At 67.5% G+C, this 16173-nt stretch carries 10 protein-coding genes; 4 read left to right on the forward strand and 6 right to left on the reverse strand.

Annotated features, from left to right (window positions below; all coding sequences use genetic code 11):
• Positions 1–41 precede the first annotated feature (41 nt).
• On the reverse strand, positions 42–869 hold the full coding sequence (gene mutM / locus AC3WJB_RS01980; RefSeq protein ID WP_492678187.1) for a bifunctional DNA-formamidopyrimidine glycosylase/DNA-(apurinic or apyrimidinic site) lyase: 828 nt from the start codon (positions 867–869) through the stop codon (positions 42–44).
• A gap of 334 nt (positions 870–1203) precedes the next feature.
• On the opposite strand from mutM, the gene AC3WJB_RS01985 reads away from it, so the two are divergent.
• The 3 genes from AC3WJB_RS01985 (at position 1204) to AC3WJB_RS01995 (ending at position 7639) form a co-directional block, all read left to right on the forward strand.
• The gene (locus AC3WJB_RS01985) at positions 1204–2595 is read left to right on the forward strand and encodes a toll/interleukin-1 receptor domain-containing protein (RefSeq protein WP_492678189.1); all 1392 of its coding nucleotides are present in this window, start codon (positions 1204–1206) and stop codon (positions 2593–2595) included.
• Entirely contained in the window at positions 2592–5804 is a 3213-nt protein-coding gene (locus tag AC3WJB_RS01990) for an nSTAND1 domain-containing NTPase (RefSeq protein WP_492678191.1), read from the forward strand. The genes AC3WJB_RS01985 and AC3WJB_RS01990 overlap by 4 nt, the downstream gene beginning before the upstream one ends.
• 143 nt (positions 5805–5947) lie before the next feature.
• On the forward strand, positions 5948–7639 hold the full coding sequence (locus tag AC3WJB_RS01995; protein ID WP_492678193.1) for a hypothetical protein: 1692 nt from the start codon (positions 5948–5950) through the stop codon (positions 7637–7639).
• Positions 7640–7681: 42 nt separating this feature from the next.
• Here the strand turns inward: AC3WJB_RS01995 and AC3WJB_RS02000 are convergent, their stop codons facing one another.
• From AC3WJB_RS02000 to AC3WJB_RS02015, 4 genes are read right to left on the reverse strand one after another with little or no spacing between them, the layout of a single operon-like run.
• Positions 7682–8176 carry a hypothetical protein gene (locus AC3WJB_RS02000; protein WP_492678195.1) on the reverse strand — a complete coding sequence of 165 codons (495 nt, stop codon included), beginning with the start codon at positions 8174–8176 and terminating at the stop codon, positions 7682–7684.
• A 3-nt stretch (positions 8177–8179) separates the two neighbouring features.
• A complete protein-coding gene (locus AC3WJB_RS02005) occupies positions 8180–9532 on the reverse strand; it encodes a GldG family protein (protein WP_492678197.1) in 1353 nt (450 codons plus the stop codon).
• Positions 9532–10317, reverse strand: a complete 786-nt coding sequence (locus tag AC3WJB_RS02010) for an ABC transporter permease (protein ID WP_492678199.1) — start codon at positions 10315–10317, stop codon at positions 9532–9534. The genes AC3WJB_RS02005 and AC3WJB_RS02010 overlap by 1 nt, the downstream gene beginning before the upstream one ends.
• Positions 10314–11078 carry an ABC transporter ATP-binding protein gene (locus AC3WJB_RS02015; RefSeq protein WP_492678201.1) on the reverse strand — a complete coding sequence of 255 codons (765 nt, stop codon included), beginning with the start codon at positions 11076–11078 and terminating at the stop codon, positions 10314–10316. The genes AC3WJB_RS02010 and AC3WJB_RS02015 overlap by 4 nt, the downstream gene beginning before the upstream one ends.
• 195 nt (positions 11079–11273) lie before the next feature.
• On the opposite strand from AC3WJB_RS02015, the gene AC3WJB_RS02020 reads away from it, so the two are divergent.
• Positions 11274–12479 carry a DesA family fatty acid desaturase gene (locus AC3WJB_RS02020; RefSeq protein WP_492678203.1) on the forward strand — a complete coding sequence of 402 codons (1206 nt, stop codon included), beginning with the start codon at positions 11274–11276 and terminating at the stop codon, positions 12477–12479.
• A 333-nt stretch (positions 12480–12812) separates the two neighbouring features.
• Here AC3WJB_RS02020 and AC3WJB_RS02025 read toward each other — a convergent pair whose 3' ends face one another.
• Positions 12813–15899 carry a WD40/YVTN/BNR-like repeat-containing protein gene (locus tag AC3WJB_RS02025; protein WP_492678205.1) on the reverse strand — a complete coding sequence of 1029 codons (3087 nt, stop codon included), beginning with the start codon at positions 15897–15899 and terminating at the stop codon, positions 12813–12815.
• Positions 15900–16173: the final 274 nt, after the last annotated feature.

The following is a 16173-nucleotide window of genomic DNA, read 5'->3' on the forward strand; positions in this document are numbered from 1 at the left end:
CGGTAGCTAAACCAGGGCGTCCGCACCTGTCGCGACACGAATCAACGCTGGCAATGCGGACACCAGAACGTGGAGCGCTGGCCGAGCGTGACCTGGCGAACCCTGTGGCCACAGACATGGCAGGGCTCGCCAGTGCGTGAATAGACGTTGAGCTCGCGGTAGAAGTAGCCGGGGATGCCGGTCGGGCTGATGAAGTCGCGCAGCGTGGTGCCGCCGCGCTCGATCGCGTGCAGCAACAGGTGCTTCACCTCGTCCGCCAGCCGCGCATAGCGGGCGCGCGAAATGCCGCCGGCGGGGCGGCGCGGATCGATGCGCGCGGCAAACAAGGCCTCGCTGGCGTAGATGTTGCCCACGCCGACGACGACATGGCTGTCCATGAGGAACGTCTTGACCACCGCGGTATGGCCCCGTGACGCGCGCCACAGAGTGTCGCCGCCGAAATCCTCGCCGAGCGGCTCGGGGCCGAGCGCGGCAAGCAGCGGGTGGACGGTGCCGGACGCCTGCCACAACAGGGAGCCGAAGCGGCGCGGATCGGTGAAGCGCAGGATCAGGCCGGGCTCGCCCGGCCGCGGTTCGAGCCGGATGTCCACGTGGTCGTGCCTGCGCGCCGGCGTGTCGGCCGGCAGCATGCGCAGCGAGCCGGACATGCCCAGGTGCAGCAGCGCGCTGCCTGCCGCCGTATGGAGCAGCAGGTATTTCGCGCGGCGCTCCACCGCATCGATGCACTGGCCAGGCAGCAGGTCGGCAATCTCGTGCGGGATTGGCCAGCGCAGGTCCGGGCGCCGCAGCGTCACGGCACGCACGCGCCGGCCGATCAAATAAGGCGCAATGCCGCGGCGCGTGGTTTCGACTTCGGGAAGTTCGGGCATACGGATCTTTGGTGGGGGACGGCGCGACGCTGGCCGACCTGCACGATTCTACGCAGCCCAGGGTTTCCGTCGCAGCCATGACCGTGGCACGGGAAAGCCAGGGCCGTCCCCTACGCACATGGATGGGGCTGGGGCGGGAACATGCGCGGCCCACTGCCTCCCGCGTCACCGCGTCGGCCCAGGCTCTGCCGATGACAGCACGCCGTAACCGAACCGCATACGCCACGGCGCCGCAGTTGTGCCAGAATCCCACGGATAAGGACCATGCCGACGTCATCGCCAGGCATGCCCGGCCGGATGCCAGCCACTGCGTTATCCGCAGGGTAACCAACCCATGTCGATCGCTACGGTTAGCACGACCCAGTTGCGGGATTTCGATGAGGACGCCTGGGACGACCTCCTCAACTACATTGAGGAGCGGCGGGTCATCCCGATCATCGGGCCCGAGCTGCTGCGCGTGCAGACGGAGCGTGGCCTGCGACCGCTGTACGAATGGCTGGCCGAAAAGCTGGCCGCACGCCTGTCGGTCGACGTCGCCGAACTGCCGCAGCCGGTCACGCTCAACGACGTCATGTGCTGTTATCTCGGTCAGCACGGGCGGCGCGAGGAAGCCTACACGCGCCTGCGCTCGATCATGCGCGAGGTGGAGTTCGAACCATCGCAGGCGCTGCGGCAACTGGCGCAGATCACCGATTTCGACCTGTACGTGACCACCACGTTCGATCCGCTGCTCGAAACCGCGATCAACCTGGAACGCTATGGTGGCCAACCTACCACCGAAGTCATCGCCTACGCACCCAACCGCGTCGCCGACCTGCCCACCGAGCGCAGCCAGCTGCAGCGTCCGGTGGTCTATCACCTGCTCGGCCGGCTCTCGGCTTCGCCGACGTATGTCCTTTCGGACGAGGACATGCTGGAGTTCATCTGCGCGCTGCAGTCCGAGCATCTGACGCCGGAAAAGCTTTTCCACGAACTCGAACACAATCACCTGCTGCTGATCGGCAGCGACTTTTCCAACTGGCTGGCGCGGTTGTTCCTGCGCATGGCCAAACGCAAGCGCCTGTCGGATCCGCGCGATTTCACCGAGGTGCTCGCCGACGACCACCTCTCGCAGGAAGGGCGGCTGGTGTCGTTCCTGCAGCAGGTCAGCCTGCGCACCCGGGTCTACGCGGGCGCGGAGGCCTTCGTCGCCGAATTGCATGCGCACTGGAGCGCGCGCCAGCGCGCCGCAGCGCCGGCAAGCGGCGCCGCCGCATCACCGCAACGCTTCCTGCCGCCGGCGCGCGACATGCCGGACAACGCCATCTTCCTCAGCTACGCGCGCGAGGACCTGCCCGCCGTGCAGCGCCTCAAGGCCGCGCTGGACGGCGCCGGCTTCACCACCTGGTTCGACCTGGACCGGCTTGAGGGCGGCGACGATTACGACCGGAAGATCCGCGCCAACATCGGGCGCTGCAGTTTCTTCGTGCCCATCATCTCGGCCTCGACCCAGCACCGGCTGGAGGCGTACTTCCGCCGTGAATGGCGTTACGCGGTCGATCGCTCCCGCAACATTGCGGAGGGTGGCGTGTTCATCCTGCCCGTGTGCATCGACGATACCCCGGAATCCACGGCGCTGGTTCCCGAACAGTTCAAGGCCCTGCATATCCTGCGCATGCCGGGGGGCGAGCCATCCCCCGAATTCCTGCGCCGGCTGCACGACCTGTTCGACGGGAGACGCGCGTGAGCGCCACCGCTGCCGACGACATCGTCACCACCGACCCGGAAAATCCCTGGCTGGGCCTGTTTTCCTACTCCGAGGAAACCCGCGCCTATTTCCAGGGTCGCGACGAGGAAACGGCCGAACTCGCACGCCGTGTGCAGAACAAATTGTTGACGGTGCTGTTCGGCCAGTCCGGGCTTGGCAAGACCTCCCTGCTGCGCGCCGGCCTGGTACCGCGGTTGCGTGCCGAGGGCTATTGCCCCGTTTACGTACGCATCGATTACGCCCAAGGATCGCCGGCGCCGTCCGAGCAGATCAAGCGGGCGGTGTTCCGTGCCACCGCCGCAGCCGGCGTGTGGACCCGGCCCGGCGCCTCGGTCCAGGGCGAATCGCTGTGGGAGTTCCTGCACCACCGTGGCGACCTGTTGCGTGACGCCGATCAGCACACGCTGACGCCGCTGCTGATCTTCGACCAGTTCGAGGAAATCTTCACCCTGGGGCAAGCCGATGCTGCCGGCCGGCTGCGCGCCAAGCAGTTCCTCGAGGATCTCGCCGACCTGGTCGAGAATCGCGCGCCGACGGCGTTGGAGGCGCGGCTCGAAAACGATGATGACGCCGCGGCGGATTTCGATTTCGCGCGCGCCGATTACCGTGTCCTGATCGCGTTGCGCGAGGACTATCTGGCGCACCTGGAAAGTCTCAAGGGCAGCATGCCCTCGATCACCCAGAACCGAATGCGGCTGGCGCGCATGAACGGGGCGCAGGCGCTGAGCGCGGTGCTCAAGCCGGGCGGCCGGCTTGTATCGCAGGAAGTGGCCGAGTCGATCGTGCGCTTCGTCGCCGGCGGTTCGGAACTGGGCAACGCGGAGATCGAACCCTCCCTGTTGAGCCTGGTGTGCCGCGAGCTCAATATCGCGCGCCAGAAACAGGGCCGCGACGAGATTTCCGCCGACCTGCTGGCCGGCTCGCGCGACACGATCCTGAGCGAATTCTACGAACGCGCTTTGGCCGACCAGCCCGCCGGCGTGCGGCGCGTGATCGAGGACGAGCTGCTGACGGAATCCGGCTACCGCGAGAGCCTTGCCGAAGAACGCGTACGCAAGGCGCTGGCGGCAGCCGGCGCCGCGCCGGATGCGCTCGCGACCCTGGTCAACCGGCGCCTGCTGCGTATCGAGGAACGCCTCGACGTGCGGCGCGTGGAATTGACCCACGACGTGCTGTGCAGCGTGGTGCTGGCCAGCCGCAATCTGCGCCACGAGCGCGAGATGCGCGACGCCGCCGAGCGCCAGCTCGCCACGCAACGCGAGCGTGAAGTCGCCACGCACCGCGCCCTGGTGCGGGCACGCCTGGTCGCGGGCGTGTGCCTGGTGTTGCTGGTGTTGGCCACGGCCAGCGCGGGGTTCGGCTGGTTCGCCATGCACCGTGCGCGCGTGGCCGAAGCCGAGGCCCAGAGTTCGCGTCTCCACGCCGAGAAACTGGTGAGTTTCCTGATCGAGGACTTCTACACCGAACTCGCGCCCACCGGCCGGCTGGAAACGCTGGGCAGGCTCGCGCAGATGGCGGTGGATTACTACGACGGCCTGCCACCGGAACTGGTCTCCAAGCAAACGCAAATCAATCGCGCGATGGCGCTGGCACGCCTGGGTTCGGTACAAATCGCGGGCGGCGACCTGGCCGCTGCCACCAAGAGTTTCGCTGTGTCCAAGGCGACCTTCGAAAAATTCCGGTCCGCCGGTGACCGCTCCGAACCGGTCATCTACGGCTTGGCCCTGGCCCTGTTCAACCAAGGCCAAGGTGCCTTTGTCAGCAACGTCGGCAGCACCGAACCGCTCGACCAGGCAGCCGCCTTGCTGCGGCCGCTCGCGACCGGCGTCCGTCCCTCGCGCCGCGTGCGGCAACTCTACGCAGACAACTTGATCGATCTTTGCGGGGCCGCGCCGTCGCCACAAAAGGGGCTCCCCGATTGCGACGAGGCAGCCGACATCCTCACCGGCCTCGGCGCCCTGGACCTGTCTGATCTCCAGGCTGCCGACTCCTGGGTCGGCGCCACCGGCACCAAGGCCTACCTGCTTGTGGTGCTTGGCCGCATCGCCGAAGCGCAGCAGCTCGCGACGCAGACATTCACGCTGACCGGCAAGATCCTGGAGAGGCGCCCAGACGATGTGCAATCGCTCGGCAGTCGCGCCCGGACCGCAGGCTTGCTGGCCGAGATCGCGAACCGCCAGCACGACGCCGTGGCTGCAGCGGACTACGCCGACAAGAGCGTGCAGGCAGCCCAGGAGCAGGTGCGTTTCGATCCGTCCAACATGAACGCCTGGACAAATTGGGGTTCCGCATTGGACAGCATCAGCACTTATGAACTCGAGGCCGGCGAAGTGACGCGTGCGGTTGCAACGGAACAGGCCGCGCTGGCATTGACCAAGGACCCGCGTAGCCCCAAGCAGCTCGGCACGGTTCAGGCGATTGGTTGGCAACATCTGTCCGTCACGCTGGCGATCGCTGGCGACCGCGCGGGGGCCGAACAAGCGGTGGAAACCTATAACCGCGACGCGCGCGCCAATCTCACCAGCCTCCCGCCGAATTCCCCGCAGCGCCTTCTGCGCGAACGCGACGAGCAATTGCAACGGGGCGAGATCGACCTCTATCTCGGGGCTGCGCAACCGGCGTGGCGTCAAGCGACGGCCGCGATCCGCCTGCTCGAAGCGGTCAAGGTGCCGGCGACCGACGCCATTGCAATCGGCAGACAGAGAAACTTCCTCGACATCGCCCGCCGCACCGCCGCCTGGGCAGCCGTGCGGCTTGGACTCTACGGGCAGGCGGAAAAGATCGCGCGCGCGCGGCTGGACGAGCCATACACGGCGTCGGGATCCACCACCGATCCCCGGGTCGGCCAATCCCAAGCCCGCTACACTCTTGCGCTGGCCGTCGCCATGCAAGACCGCAAGGCCGAAGCCCTCAAGATCCTGCAGCCGGCGCTCGCGTACTACGCCGAGCAGCAGCAAGCCGGCGCCAAAGGCACCACCTTTCGCCACGACTACGCCTACGCGCTGTACGTCAGCGCGATTGCCCAGCCGGTGACCACTGCCGGCTACAAGCAACGCACCGCGGATCTCGACCAGGCGACCAGGCTGATCGCCGGCGCATCGAAGGAAGCGCAACGGCTGCCGATCATTCGCTGGGTGTCCGGCCTGATCAGCGCGGCGCGCACCACGCAGCACACTGCCAAGCTCTGATACGCGATGGCGATCAGGCAGCAAGGACGACCGCAACGACGCAGCCGGTCAAGCGCATTGATTCGACTTTGCATGCGGGGCCGGCAACGGTTGCCCGCGGGTTGCCGGGTTGCCATCGCACGTCCTCGAGCCCTGAAGCTGCCATGACGCCACTGGTCGTCGGCGTCACCAGTCATCGCGATATAAGCGCAAGCGAGATCGAGCCGATCCGGCAACGCGTAAGGGATTTTTTCGCGCGGCTCCAGCGTGATTTCCCCGGCCTGCCGCTGGTGGTGCTTTCGGCGCTCGCGGAAGGTGGCGACCAGCTCGTGGCAGAGGAGGCACTGGCCGCCGGCGCGCGGCTGGTCGCGCCGCTGCCGCTGCCGCCTGACCTGTATGCCGAGGACTTCGTCGATCCGGCCGTGCGGGCGCGTTTCGACACGCTGTGCAGCCAGGCGGAGGTGGTACTGCTGCCGGGCCTGATGGACGCGCCGCGCCACGCGATTGAAGCACCCGGCGCGGCGCGCGACCGCCAATACGCCAAGGCCGGCGTCTACGTCGCCAGCCACAGCCACGTGCTGCTGGCCATCTGGAATGGCCAGCCCAAGGGCCGTCTCGGTGGCACGGCGCAGATCGTCAACTACCACCTGACCGGGACCTTGCCCGGCCTGATCGACCAGCAGCGGCTGACCCGCCATGTCCTCGGCGGCGGCGACGAAAGCCTGCTCTACCACATCGTGTGTTCGCGGTCGGGCGCCGATGGCGCACCGGTGGCGGATCTGCGTCCGCTGCAGGCGGGGTGGCGCAGCGCCGGGGCCACGGGCCTCCATGAGCACATGCCGGCGGAGTTCCGGCTGATGTTTGCGCACATGGAGGAGTTCAATACCGATGCCGCGAAGCACGCAGCCCAGATCGTAGCGGCCGCGCCGGTGCCGCATAACGTGACTTCGGGCAGTACCACCCAAATCGACCACCTGTTCCATGCCGCGGACTGGCTGGCCATCCATTTTCGCAAGCGGGTGCTGCTGGCGATGCGCCTGATCTACACGCTGGCGGCGCTGATGGGCATCGCCTTTGCGCTCTATGCGCACCTGCCGGCGGGAGACTATCTGATTTACGTGTTCCTGCTGATGTTCGCGGGCGGCGGCTACGTGGCGACGCTCGCGCGACGCCGCGGCTGGCATCGCAAGTACCTCGATTACCGCGCGCTGGCCGAGGGCCTGCGCGTCCAGGCCTACTGGTGGCGCGCCGGCGTCTCCACCAGCGCCGAACACGAATTCGCCCACGACAACTTCCTGCAGCGGCAGGACATCGAGCTGGGCTGGATCCGCAACGTGATGCGTGCGGCCAGCCTGTATACCTCGTCACACGCCGAGGCCGGCACGCCCACGGCGCTGGCCGCGGTCATCGAGGACTGGGTCGGGCGCTCCGGCGTATCCGGACAGTTGCATTACTACGAGTGCAAGACGGTCGAACGCACCCGCCTGCACCATGTCACCGAGACGGTCGGGTCGATCAGCCTGTGGGGCGGTATCGCGATCAGCGTGTATCTCGCCGTGTTCGCGCTGGTACTGGCGGAGGACACCAAGATTGCCCTGGTGATGAGCATGGCGGTGCTGTCGATCATCGCGGCCGTGCGCGAGTCCTACGCCTATCGCAAGGCCGATCGGGAACTGATCCGGCAGTACCGTTTCATGCAGCGGATTTTCGCCGGCGCCCGCGCGGCCCTGGACCGCACGCACGACCCGTCCGAGCAACGCGGGATCCTGCTTTCGCTGGGCGACGCGGCGTTGACCGAACACGCCGAATGGACCTTGATGCAGCGGGAGCGGCAGGTCGAACACAGCAAGTTCTAGGCAAGGGCTTGTTCAGACCACCCCGAGGAGTCTGGCCGTACGTCAGCGGTCGAGCTCGCGCACCTTGCCGGTGGGCGGGCGTGGGCTGTAGTGCTCCGGCAGCAGGGCGATGCGCTGGCCGACACGGACGTAGCGCTGCGCTCCCGTGGCGGCGGTACTGCCAAACTCCAGAATACGGCCGTCCAGACTCAGCACCGCCTGCGGCGGGGTCAGGCCAATCCTGGCCGGATCGAAATCGCTGGCGGCGCGCCAGCTCAATACCGGCGCGGCCGCGGTCGCGGCCAGCTCGGCCAGCCGGCCGTCGTCGGCGCGGCGCGGCGTGCCGTCGGTCTGCCACCAGTGGCCGTCGCGCTTCGCGTAGTGCAGCGCCGGCGCGCCACCGATGCCCAGGGCGATGCGGGTGACCTGCTCCGGGGCCAGGTCGAGCACGCTCCCCGGCTCAGCGCTGGCGTCGTGGCGCCACTGCCAGGCCGCCAGAGCCAGCAGCGCGAGAACCGCGACGACCCAACCCAGGCGCTGGCGGCTGGCGCGCTGCACGGATCAGCGCCGACGCCGGCGCCAGGCGATCAAGCCGCCGGTGAGCAGCAGCAGCGCGGGCAGTGCCAGCAGGAAGACGAAGCTCAGCACGTTCAATTCGCCCTGCGACAGGCGCAGCACCCGATCCGGCGCGCCGCGCACCGGCATATCCACCAGCTCGTCGTCGCCCAGCAGCCAGTCGAACATGCGCTCGCCCAGCGCCCGGTTGCCCCCATTGCCGAGGTAGCTGTTGGACAGGAAATCGCCGTCGCCAATCACCATGGCGCGCTGCACGCTCTTGCCCGGATTCGGCGACAGTCGGCTCAAGGCAAAGCCGAAATCCAGCGGCCCCTTGAGCTCGCCCAGGTCGGCGTCGTAGCGGATCGTCGAGCTGCCGGTGTTGCTGATCGGCTGGAACTCGGTCCAGCTCTGCGGCCCGGAGCGCAGGATCGGCACCACGGCCCACGCCGCGTTGCTCACCTGGGCCAGCGCGGCGACTTGCGGAAACAGGCTGGTCAGGCGCAGGCCGGCGGTGACCGGATGCGCCGGGTACTGGCCCACCGTGATCATGCGCGGATCCTTGAGGCCGAGCGCGCTGCCGCTGCCGTCGACCAGGACTCCGGGCAGCACCTGCACGCTCAACGCGGCGGCCAGCGGGGCCAGGCCGAGGTCGGCGTTGCCGGGCTCGGTGAGCCAGAGCAGGTTGCCGCCGCCGGCGAGGTAATCCAGCAAGGCCTGCACTGCGCCGGGCGCGAGGGGCGCCGAGGGGCTGGCCAGCACCACCAGGTCGGTACCCTCGGGCACGGCGGTGACCTGGGAGAAGTTCAGCGGCACGGCGCGCACGCCGCGACCTTCGAGCTGGCCGATGAACATGCCGAGATCCGCATTCGCCTTGCCGTCGGCCTGGCGCTCGCCATCGCCGGTGACGAAGCCGATGATGCGCTCGCCGCCACGCGCCAGGCGCTCCAGTGCGTTGCTGAGCGAGCGTTCGGACAGCTCGTCCAGGTGCTGCTCGCGGCCCCGGTAGTGCACGATCAGGGCGCCGTCGACGCTGACGCCGAGTTCGCGCATGGCCGCGGGGTCGAGCGTCGGGTCGACGAAGCGCAGGCGCAGGTCCGGCTTGACCGCGGTGTAGCGCGCGATGAACGCGGCCACGGTCTGCCGCAGATTGCCCTGCGGACTGGCGTAACTGATGATGTCGACCGGGCCGTCGAGCTTGGCGAGGATGGCCCGCGTTTCCGTCGACAGGCTGGCGCGCCCACCGGCAGTCCAGTCGGACACGAAGTTGTGCCGCGTGCTGAGATAGCCGATCGCGCCGGCGCAGAGCAGCAACGCCACGGCCAGCAACCAGCCATCCAGCCGTCGCCAGGCCCGCATCAGCCGCGCCTCCGCTCAGTGCCCAGGCGCCAGGTGGCCAGGATCAAGGCCACCGCGATCACCAGGGCAAACCACACCAGGTCGGCGCTCGTCACCAGCCCACGCAGCAGGGTCTCCAGGTGCGTGCCCAGGGCCAGCCAGTCGATGACGCCGTTCGCCACGCCAGCGGTCTGCGCGCCAAGGTTGACCATCAGCAGGCCGAGCGCCAGCAGCAGGCTCGCCGTTGCAGCCACCGCCGGGTGCGAGGCAAACGCCGAGCAGGCCACGCCAATCGCGGCCAGCATGGCCAGCAACAAGGCCACCCCGAGGCTCGCCGCCGCCAGCTTGCCCCAATCGAGGTGGGTGCCATGCGCCAGGGCCAGCGGCATCAACAGCACCAGCCCCAGCCACAAGGCCATCCAGATGCAGATGGCTAGATATTTGCCGAGCACCATGGTCCACGGCGGCGTGCCGGTGGCCAGCACCAACCGCAAGGTGCCGCTGCCGCGATCGCCGGCCAGCGTGGACATGGTCAGCAGGGGCACGACCACGATGGCCAGCTCGGCGAGCCCGAACGGCACGATGCCGCCGGTCAGCAGGCTGCTCAGCAGCGGCACGGCCACCATGTCGGTGAAGCCCGGGCCGCCCGGCAGCGCCGCCAGCTTGATCTGCACGCCGAGGAAATTGCCGAGCAGCAGCACGAAACGCCACGCCAGCTCGGCCAGGGTCAAGGCGGCCAGGATCCAGGCCAGCGGGCGTACGAACAGGCGCCGCAGCTCCAGGCGCATGACGGCCAGCGTGTTCATGCCGAAGCCCCTGACGCGGAGGCGGCGGGCGGGCCGCGCATGGCGATATCGAAGAACGTGCGCTCCAGGCCGGCCTGGCCACCGCTGCCGACCGGGCCATCGTGGCGCAGCACGCCGCCATGCATGATCGCCACGCGGTCGCACACGGCGGTCACTTCCGCCAGCACGTGGGTGGAGAGGATCACCCCGGCGCCGGCGGCGGCCTGGGCGCGGATCAGGCTGCGCAAGGTCGCCACCTGCACCGGATCCAGCGCGCTGGCCGGCTCGTCCAGCACCAGCAGCGCCGGCCCATGCAGTAGCGCGCAAGCCAGGCCCAACCGTTGCCGCTGGCCTTGTGACAAGGCACCGGCAAGGCGCCTTCCCAGCGGCTGCAATTCCAACTGTTCGATGACCCGGGCGCAGGCCTCGCGCAGCCCCGCCCCCGCCAGGCCGCGCAGGCGCCCATGCGCACGCAGGTGCTCAAGCACGCTGAGCTCGGGCCAGACCGGCGCACGTTCGGGCAGCCAGCCGACCAGGCGCCGCGCCAGCTCCGGATGTTCGACGAAATCGGCGCCGTCCAGGGTGATCCGACCCGTATCGGGTGCAAGCGCACCGGCCATCATCGACAAGGTGGTGGATTTGCCCGCGCCATTGACGCCGAGCAGGCCGACGACTTCGCCGCGGCGTACGGCCAGGTCGAGCCGGGACACCACCAGCCGGCCACCGCGATGGCGACCGACCTGGGTCAATTGCAGCAGCGGCGGGGTAGCGGTGCTCGGCATTGCGTCATTGTCACGGCGCCCCCATGTTCAAACAAGCCACGCGTTGCGGCGGCGGGCGAAGACCTGCATGCGAGAACCACGGTGATCGCATTCAGGCGAGCGGCGCGGCAGCCGATTATCATGGGCCGGGCAGTGCCCCGCGCAGGCTTGCGCTGCTGCCGTTCGTCATCCCACCTTCCACCCGGTGCACCTTCCATGCTTGATGCGGTACTGAACTTCCTTGACCACGGCCTCGCCAGCGCGAGCTGGGTCGACATGCTGGTCTACATGTTGGTCGTCACGCAGCTCACCATCCTGACCGTGACGCTCTACCTGCACCGCAGCCAGACCCATCGCGGGGTCGATTTCCATCCGGCGCTTGCGCACTTCTTCCGCTTCTGGAGCTGGCTCACCACCGGCATGGTGACCCGCGAGTGGGTGGCCGTGCACCGCAAGCACCACGCGAAGGTGGAGACTGCCGAGGACCCGCACAGCCCAATGATTTACGGCATCAACAAGGTGTTCTGGGACGGTGTGTCGCTGTACCGGGAAGCCTGCGCCTCGAAGCCTGACATGGAGAAGTACGGGCGTGGTGCGCCGGACGACTGGATGGAGCGCCACGTGTATGGCGCGCACCCGTATTGGGGGCCAGCGCTGATGGCGATCATCGACCTGGCGCTGTTCGGTGTCATCGGCGGGGCATTGTGGGCGGTGCAGATGATCTGGATACCGTTCTGGGCTGCCGGTTTTGTCAATGGCATGGGCCACTGGGCGGGCTACCGCAACTTCGAGACCAGCGACACCTCGCGCAACCTTATCCCCTGGGGTTTCTGGATCGGCGGCGAAGAGCTGCACAACAACCATCACGCCTTCCCCAGCTCGGCGAAGTTCGCCCTGCGCAAGTGGGAGTTCGACATCGGCTGGCTGAGCATCTGCGCGCTGCGCAAGCTGGGCCTGGCCAAGGTGTTGCGTGTGGCGCCATCGCTGGACGTGCTGCCCAATGTGCCGCTGCCGAATGCCGACACCTTGAAGGCGGTGCTCACCCATCGCTTCCAGGCCCTGTCCGATTTCTATCGCCGCGTCATCCTCCCCACGCTGGCCGAGGAGCGCCAGCGTGCCGGTGAGAACGTCCGTTCCCTGCCGCGGCGCATGCGTCGCGCGCTCGCCAACGGTGGCCGCTGGCTGGACAGCGAGGGGCGCGAGCGGCTTCAAGTCGTGCTGGCGAAGCGCCCGACGCTGAAAACCGTGTACGAATTCCGCGCCCGCTTGTCCGCGCTGCTGGATCAACGCGGCGCCGACCAGGCATTGAAGGGCCTGCAGCAGTGGATCAGCGAAGCCGAAGCCAGCGGCATCCGCTCGCTGCAGGATTTCGCCACGCGCCTCAAGGGCTACACCCTGGCAGGCGCCCCCGCCGCGGCCTGACGGGTTCCCGGCATCGTGCCGCTGACCCGATGTCGGTGTTGCCCGCGAGGTGCCTGACCAGTTCACGGCCCCCGGGAAGGTCTGGACGACACGCTCTCGCTCGTCATTCCCGCCGAGCAGTCCCGTCGTTATTCCTGCGGATCGTCCCTCGTCGTCATTCCCGACCGCAGTGCGCGTGCGCGGGGATGACGGCAATTGTCCGGACGTTCGCTGACGCTCCGACCCGTGTTTCCACGGCTGCCCACCAGCCCGCCATTGGTACGCACCGAGCCAAAAAAAACCGGGGCTGCACGTAAGCAGCCCCGGTGAGCGATTGCCGCGATCAGCGCGGGGTTACTTCAGCAACGGCTGGAGCAACTGCAACTGCTGATCGACCTGTGCTGCCAGCTCGGCGTAGACCTCCCGGTCCTGGCGGGTGGGTGCGCCGAAGTCCGAGCCCACCTGCGCAGCCAGCGATGCCAGCTTGTTGTCCAGCCGGATCGGGTAGTTGAGCGGATCCTCGTTCGCGTGTGACTTGGTCTGCATCAACGCGTTCTCGATCGCCGCCAACTTCGCCAGGTTGGCCTTGCTCATGCCGCCCTGGTCACGCGCCTTGCGGATCGAGAGGATCGCCTGGTTGGTCTCATCGAGCTTCGCGTGGATCTGTTGCAGCAAGGCGAGCTGCGCCTCGAAGTCCGCCTGCGTGGCCGGGTTGTTCGGGTCCTTCTCGACCTTGAAGTCGCGGCTCAACGCATTGCCGCCCACGGTCAGCGTCACCTTGTAGGTTCCCGGCACGATCTTGGGACCCTGCATGTTGCCGGCCCAGATCACCGCACCCGGCACCTTGGTGGCTTCGGGATAACGCATGTCCCACACAAAACGGTTCATGCCGGCCTTGGCCGCCACCAGATTCCTGGGCTTCTTCCTGCTCGCGCCCTCCTCGTCGTCCTCCCCTTCCGCGGCCGGCTCGGCCTTGGGCGGCTGATTCGTGAACGTGGCGATCTTCTGGCCGGCTTGCGTGGCAAACGTCAACTCCACTGGCTGGTTCTCCGGCACGTCCTGCTTCAGCTCGTAATACACCACCACGCCATTGGGCGGATTCTGCCCCTCGTCGTTGGCATTGGACGGTCGGCCGCTGCGCCGCACGAGATGCGCGGTTTGCGGCGTGAACAGGAACTGCTCCGCCGTCGCCACCCGCTGCGACATCTCGCGCAGCGGCTGCAGGTCATCCAGGATCCAGAAACCCAGGCCGTGCGAGGCCACCACCAGGGCGCTGGCGCGCGGCTGGATGACCATGTCCTGCACCGCGACCGCCGGCAGGTTCTGCTGCAGCGACTGCCACTGCCCGCCGCCATTGAAGGACACGTACACCCCACCGAACGTACCGGCAAACAACAGGTTTGCATCCTGCGTGTCCTGGCGCACGACGAAGCTGGATTCGTCACTCGGCAAGCCGTTGGTGATCTTGGTCCAGGTCTTGCCGTAGTCGGTGGTCTTGTACACATACGGCTGGTAGTCGTTCTGGCGATAGCGCCGCGCGGCGAGGTAGGCCGTGCCGGCATCGGTCGGCGAGGCATCGATGAGGCTGATCGTGGTCAGCTCGGGCAGGCCCTTCGGGGTGACGTTCTCCCAGTGCCCGCCATCATCCTGCGACACATGCACCAGACCGTCATCGGAACCGGCCCACAACACGCCCTGCTTCACGGGTGATTCGGCGAGCGCAAACACCACGCCGAAGTACTCGACCGAGGTGTCGTCCTTGGTCAGGGGCCCACCGGATTTCCCCTGGTACTTCTTGATGTTGCGGGTCAGGTCCGGGCTGATGGTGTCCCAGCTCATGCCCTGGTCGCGGCTGCGCATGACGTACTGGCTGCCGATGTACACATCGTTCTGGCCATGCGTGGAGACCGCGATCGGGAACGTCCACTGGAAGCGGTACTTGAGGTTTTCCGCGCCGTGGCCCATCGGGTTGTCCGGCCAGGCGCTGACGCTGCGCAGCACCTGGCTGCGGCGATCCATGAACCTGAGCTGGTTGCCGTAGCCACCGCCGTAGGAAAGCCATGGCTTGCCGGGGACCGGCACCAGCCAACCACTCTCGCCGGCGGCGCCAACACGCACGTCGCCCGGGCCGATGCCGGCATCGGCGCTGGCGCTGGCAACCTCGAACGACGGATTGTCCTGCTGCGCGCCGTACACGTGGTACGGGAACTGGTCGTCCACCGTGACGTGGTAGAACTGGCCGGTGGCCTGGTTGTGGATGTTGCCCCAGGTCTGGCCGCCATTCGTGCTCACCGCCGCGCCGCCGTCGCTTGCCGAGACCATGATGTTCGGGTGGTCGGGGTTGATCCACATGCTGTGCACGTCGCCATGCGGCAACTTCAGGGCAGCGAACGTCTTGCCGCCGTCGGTGGACTTGAAGATGCCCTCGACCTGGGGTGCGTAGACCGTGTTCACATCCTTCGGGTCGGCGAAGATGTGCATGTAATACCACGCGCGCTGCGTGAGATTGGGCTTGTCATACAGGTGCTGCCAGGTCTTGCCGGCATCCGCGGAACGATAGACACCACCCTCCTTGGCCTCGATGATCGCGTACACGACGTTCGGGTCCACCGGTGACACGGCCACACCCATCTTGCCGAGGATGCCGGCGGGCAAGCCGGTGTTCCGCGAGATGTTGGTCCAGTGCTCGCCGCCGTCGGTGCTCTTCCACAGGCCGCTGCCGGGGCCACCGCTGGAGAGCGTCCACGGTCGACGGTAGGCTTCCCACGTCGTCGCGTACAGCACCTGGGAGTTGTTCGGATCCATGACGATGTCGACGGCGCCGACCTTGTCGCTGACGAAGAGGACCTTCTTCCAGGTCGTGCCTCCATCGGTCGTCTTGTACACGCCGCGCTCGGCATTCGGCCCGAACACATGGCCGAGTGCCGCGACAAGGACGCGGTTCGGATCCTTGGGGTCCACGGCAATGCGGCCGATTGTCCGCGTATCGGCCAGGCCAATGTGCTGCCAGGTCTTGCCGGCATCGGTCGACTTGTACATGCCGTTGCCGGTCATCATGTTGCCGCGGATGGCGGTCTCGCCGGTGCCGACGTAGATGGTGTCGGGAGCCGACGGCGCCACTTCCAGCGCGCCGACCACGCCCAGCCCGTACTGCTGGTCGGTCATGCGCTTCCAGTTGAGGCCGTCATCGGTGGTCTTCCACACCCCGCCGCCGGTGAAGCCGGCATAGAACGTGTGCGGCGTGGCCTTGTTGCCGGAAACCGCGAGCGTGCGGCCACCGACGAACGGGCCAATGTTGCGGTAGTGCAGCGCGGCGTAGCTCTGCACGGGAACCTGCAGGTCGGCCGCGGCCGCAGGCGCCATCGGCACGGCGGAGGCCACCACCAACGCGATGGACAGCATTGCCGGCCCGAACCAACGGGATAATTTCGAATAACTCATGGGTGAGCCCTCAAGAACGGTTGGGGGTTGCAAGAAAAACAGGTCCAGTCACACGGACGTCCACAAGCGGCACCCCCGTCGCGGATGCCACGGCAAGCTACGGCTGATCAACGCCGCAAATCTTTGTCCCCGAAAGCGTGCTCGTTGCCGCGCGGCAACTTGCGGATGAGCAGCACCTTTCGCTGGTTCCTGGTCATGCGGCTCGCGGTTCCATGTCGGTGTACGAAAAGTCTGCGTCGCGCGATCCCCTCGCGCGCGCAGCCATGGCCAAGGC

The sequence above is a fragment of the Rhodanobacter sp. FW510-R10 genome (assembly GCF_058781105.1).

Coding starts and splice junctions, on each gene's coding strand:
- AC3WJB_RS02020 (WP_492678203.1), top strand. CDS start 11,274: ATGCTTGATGCGGTACTGAACTTCCTTGACCACGGCCTCGCCAGCGCG.
- AC3WJB_RS01985 (WP_492678189.1), top strand. CDS start 1,204: ATGTCGATCGCTACGGTTAGCACGACCCAGTTGCGGGATTTCGATGAG.
- mutM (WP_492678187.1), bottom strand. CDS start 869: ATGCCCGAACTTCCCGAAGTCGAAACCACGCGCCGCGGCATTGCGCCT.
- AC3WJB_RS02010 (WP_492678199.1), bottom strand. CDS start 10,317: ATGAACACGCTGGCCGTCATGCGCCTGGAGCTGCGGCGCCTGTTCGTA.
- AC3WJB_RS02025 (WP_492678205.1), bottom strand. CDS start 15,899: ATGAGTTATTCGAAATTATCCCGTTGGTTCGGGCCGGCAATGCTGTCC.
- AC3WJB_RS02005 (WP_492678197.1), bottom strand. CDS start 9,532: ATGCGGGCCTGGCGACGGCTGGATGGCTGGTTGCTGGCCGTGGCGTTG.
- AC3WJB_RS01995 (WP_492678193.1), top strand. CDS start 5,948: ATGACGCCACTGGTCGTCGGCGTCACCAGTCATCGCGATATAAGCGCA.
- AC3WJB_RS02015 (WP_492678201.1), bottom strand. CDS start 11,078: ATGCCGAGCACCGCTACCCCGCCGCTGCTGCAATTGACCCAGGTCGGT.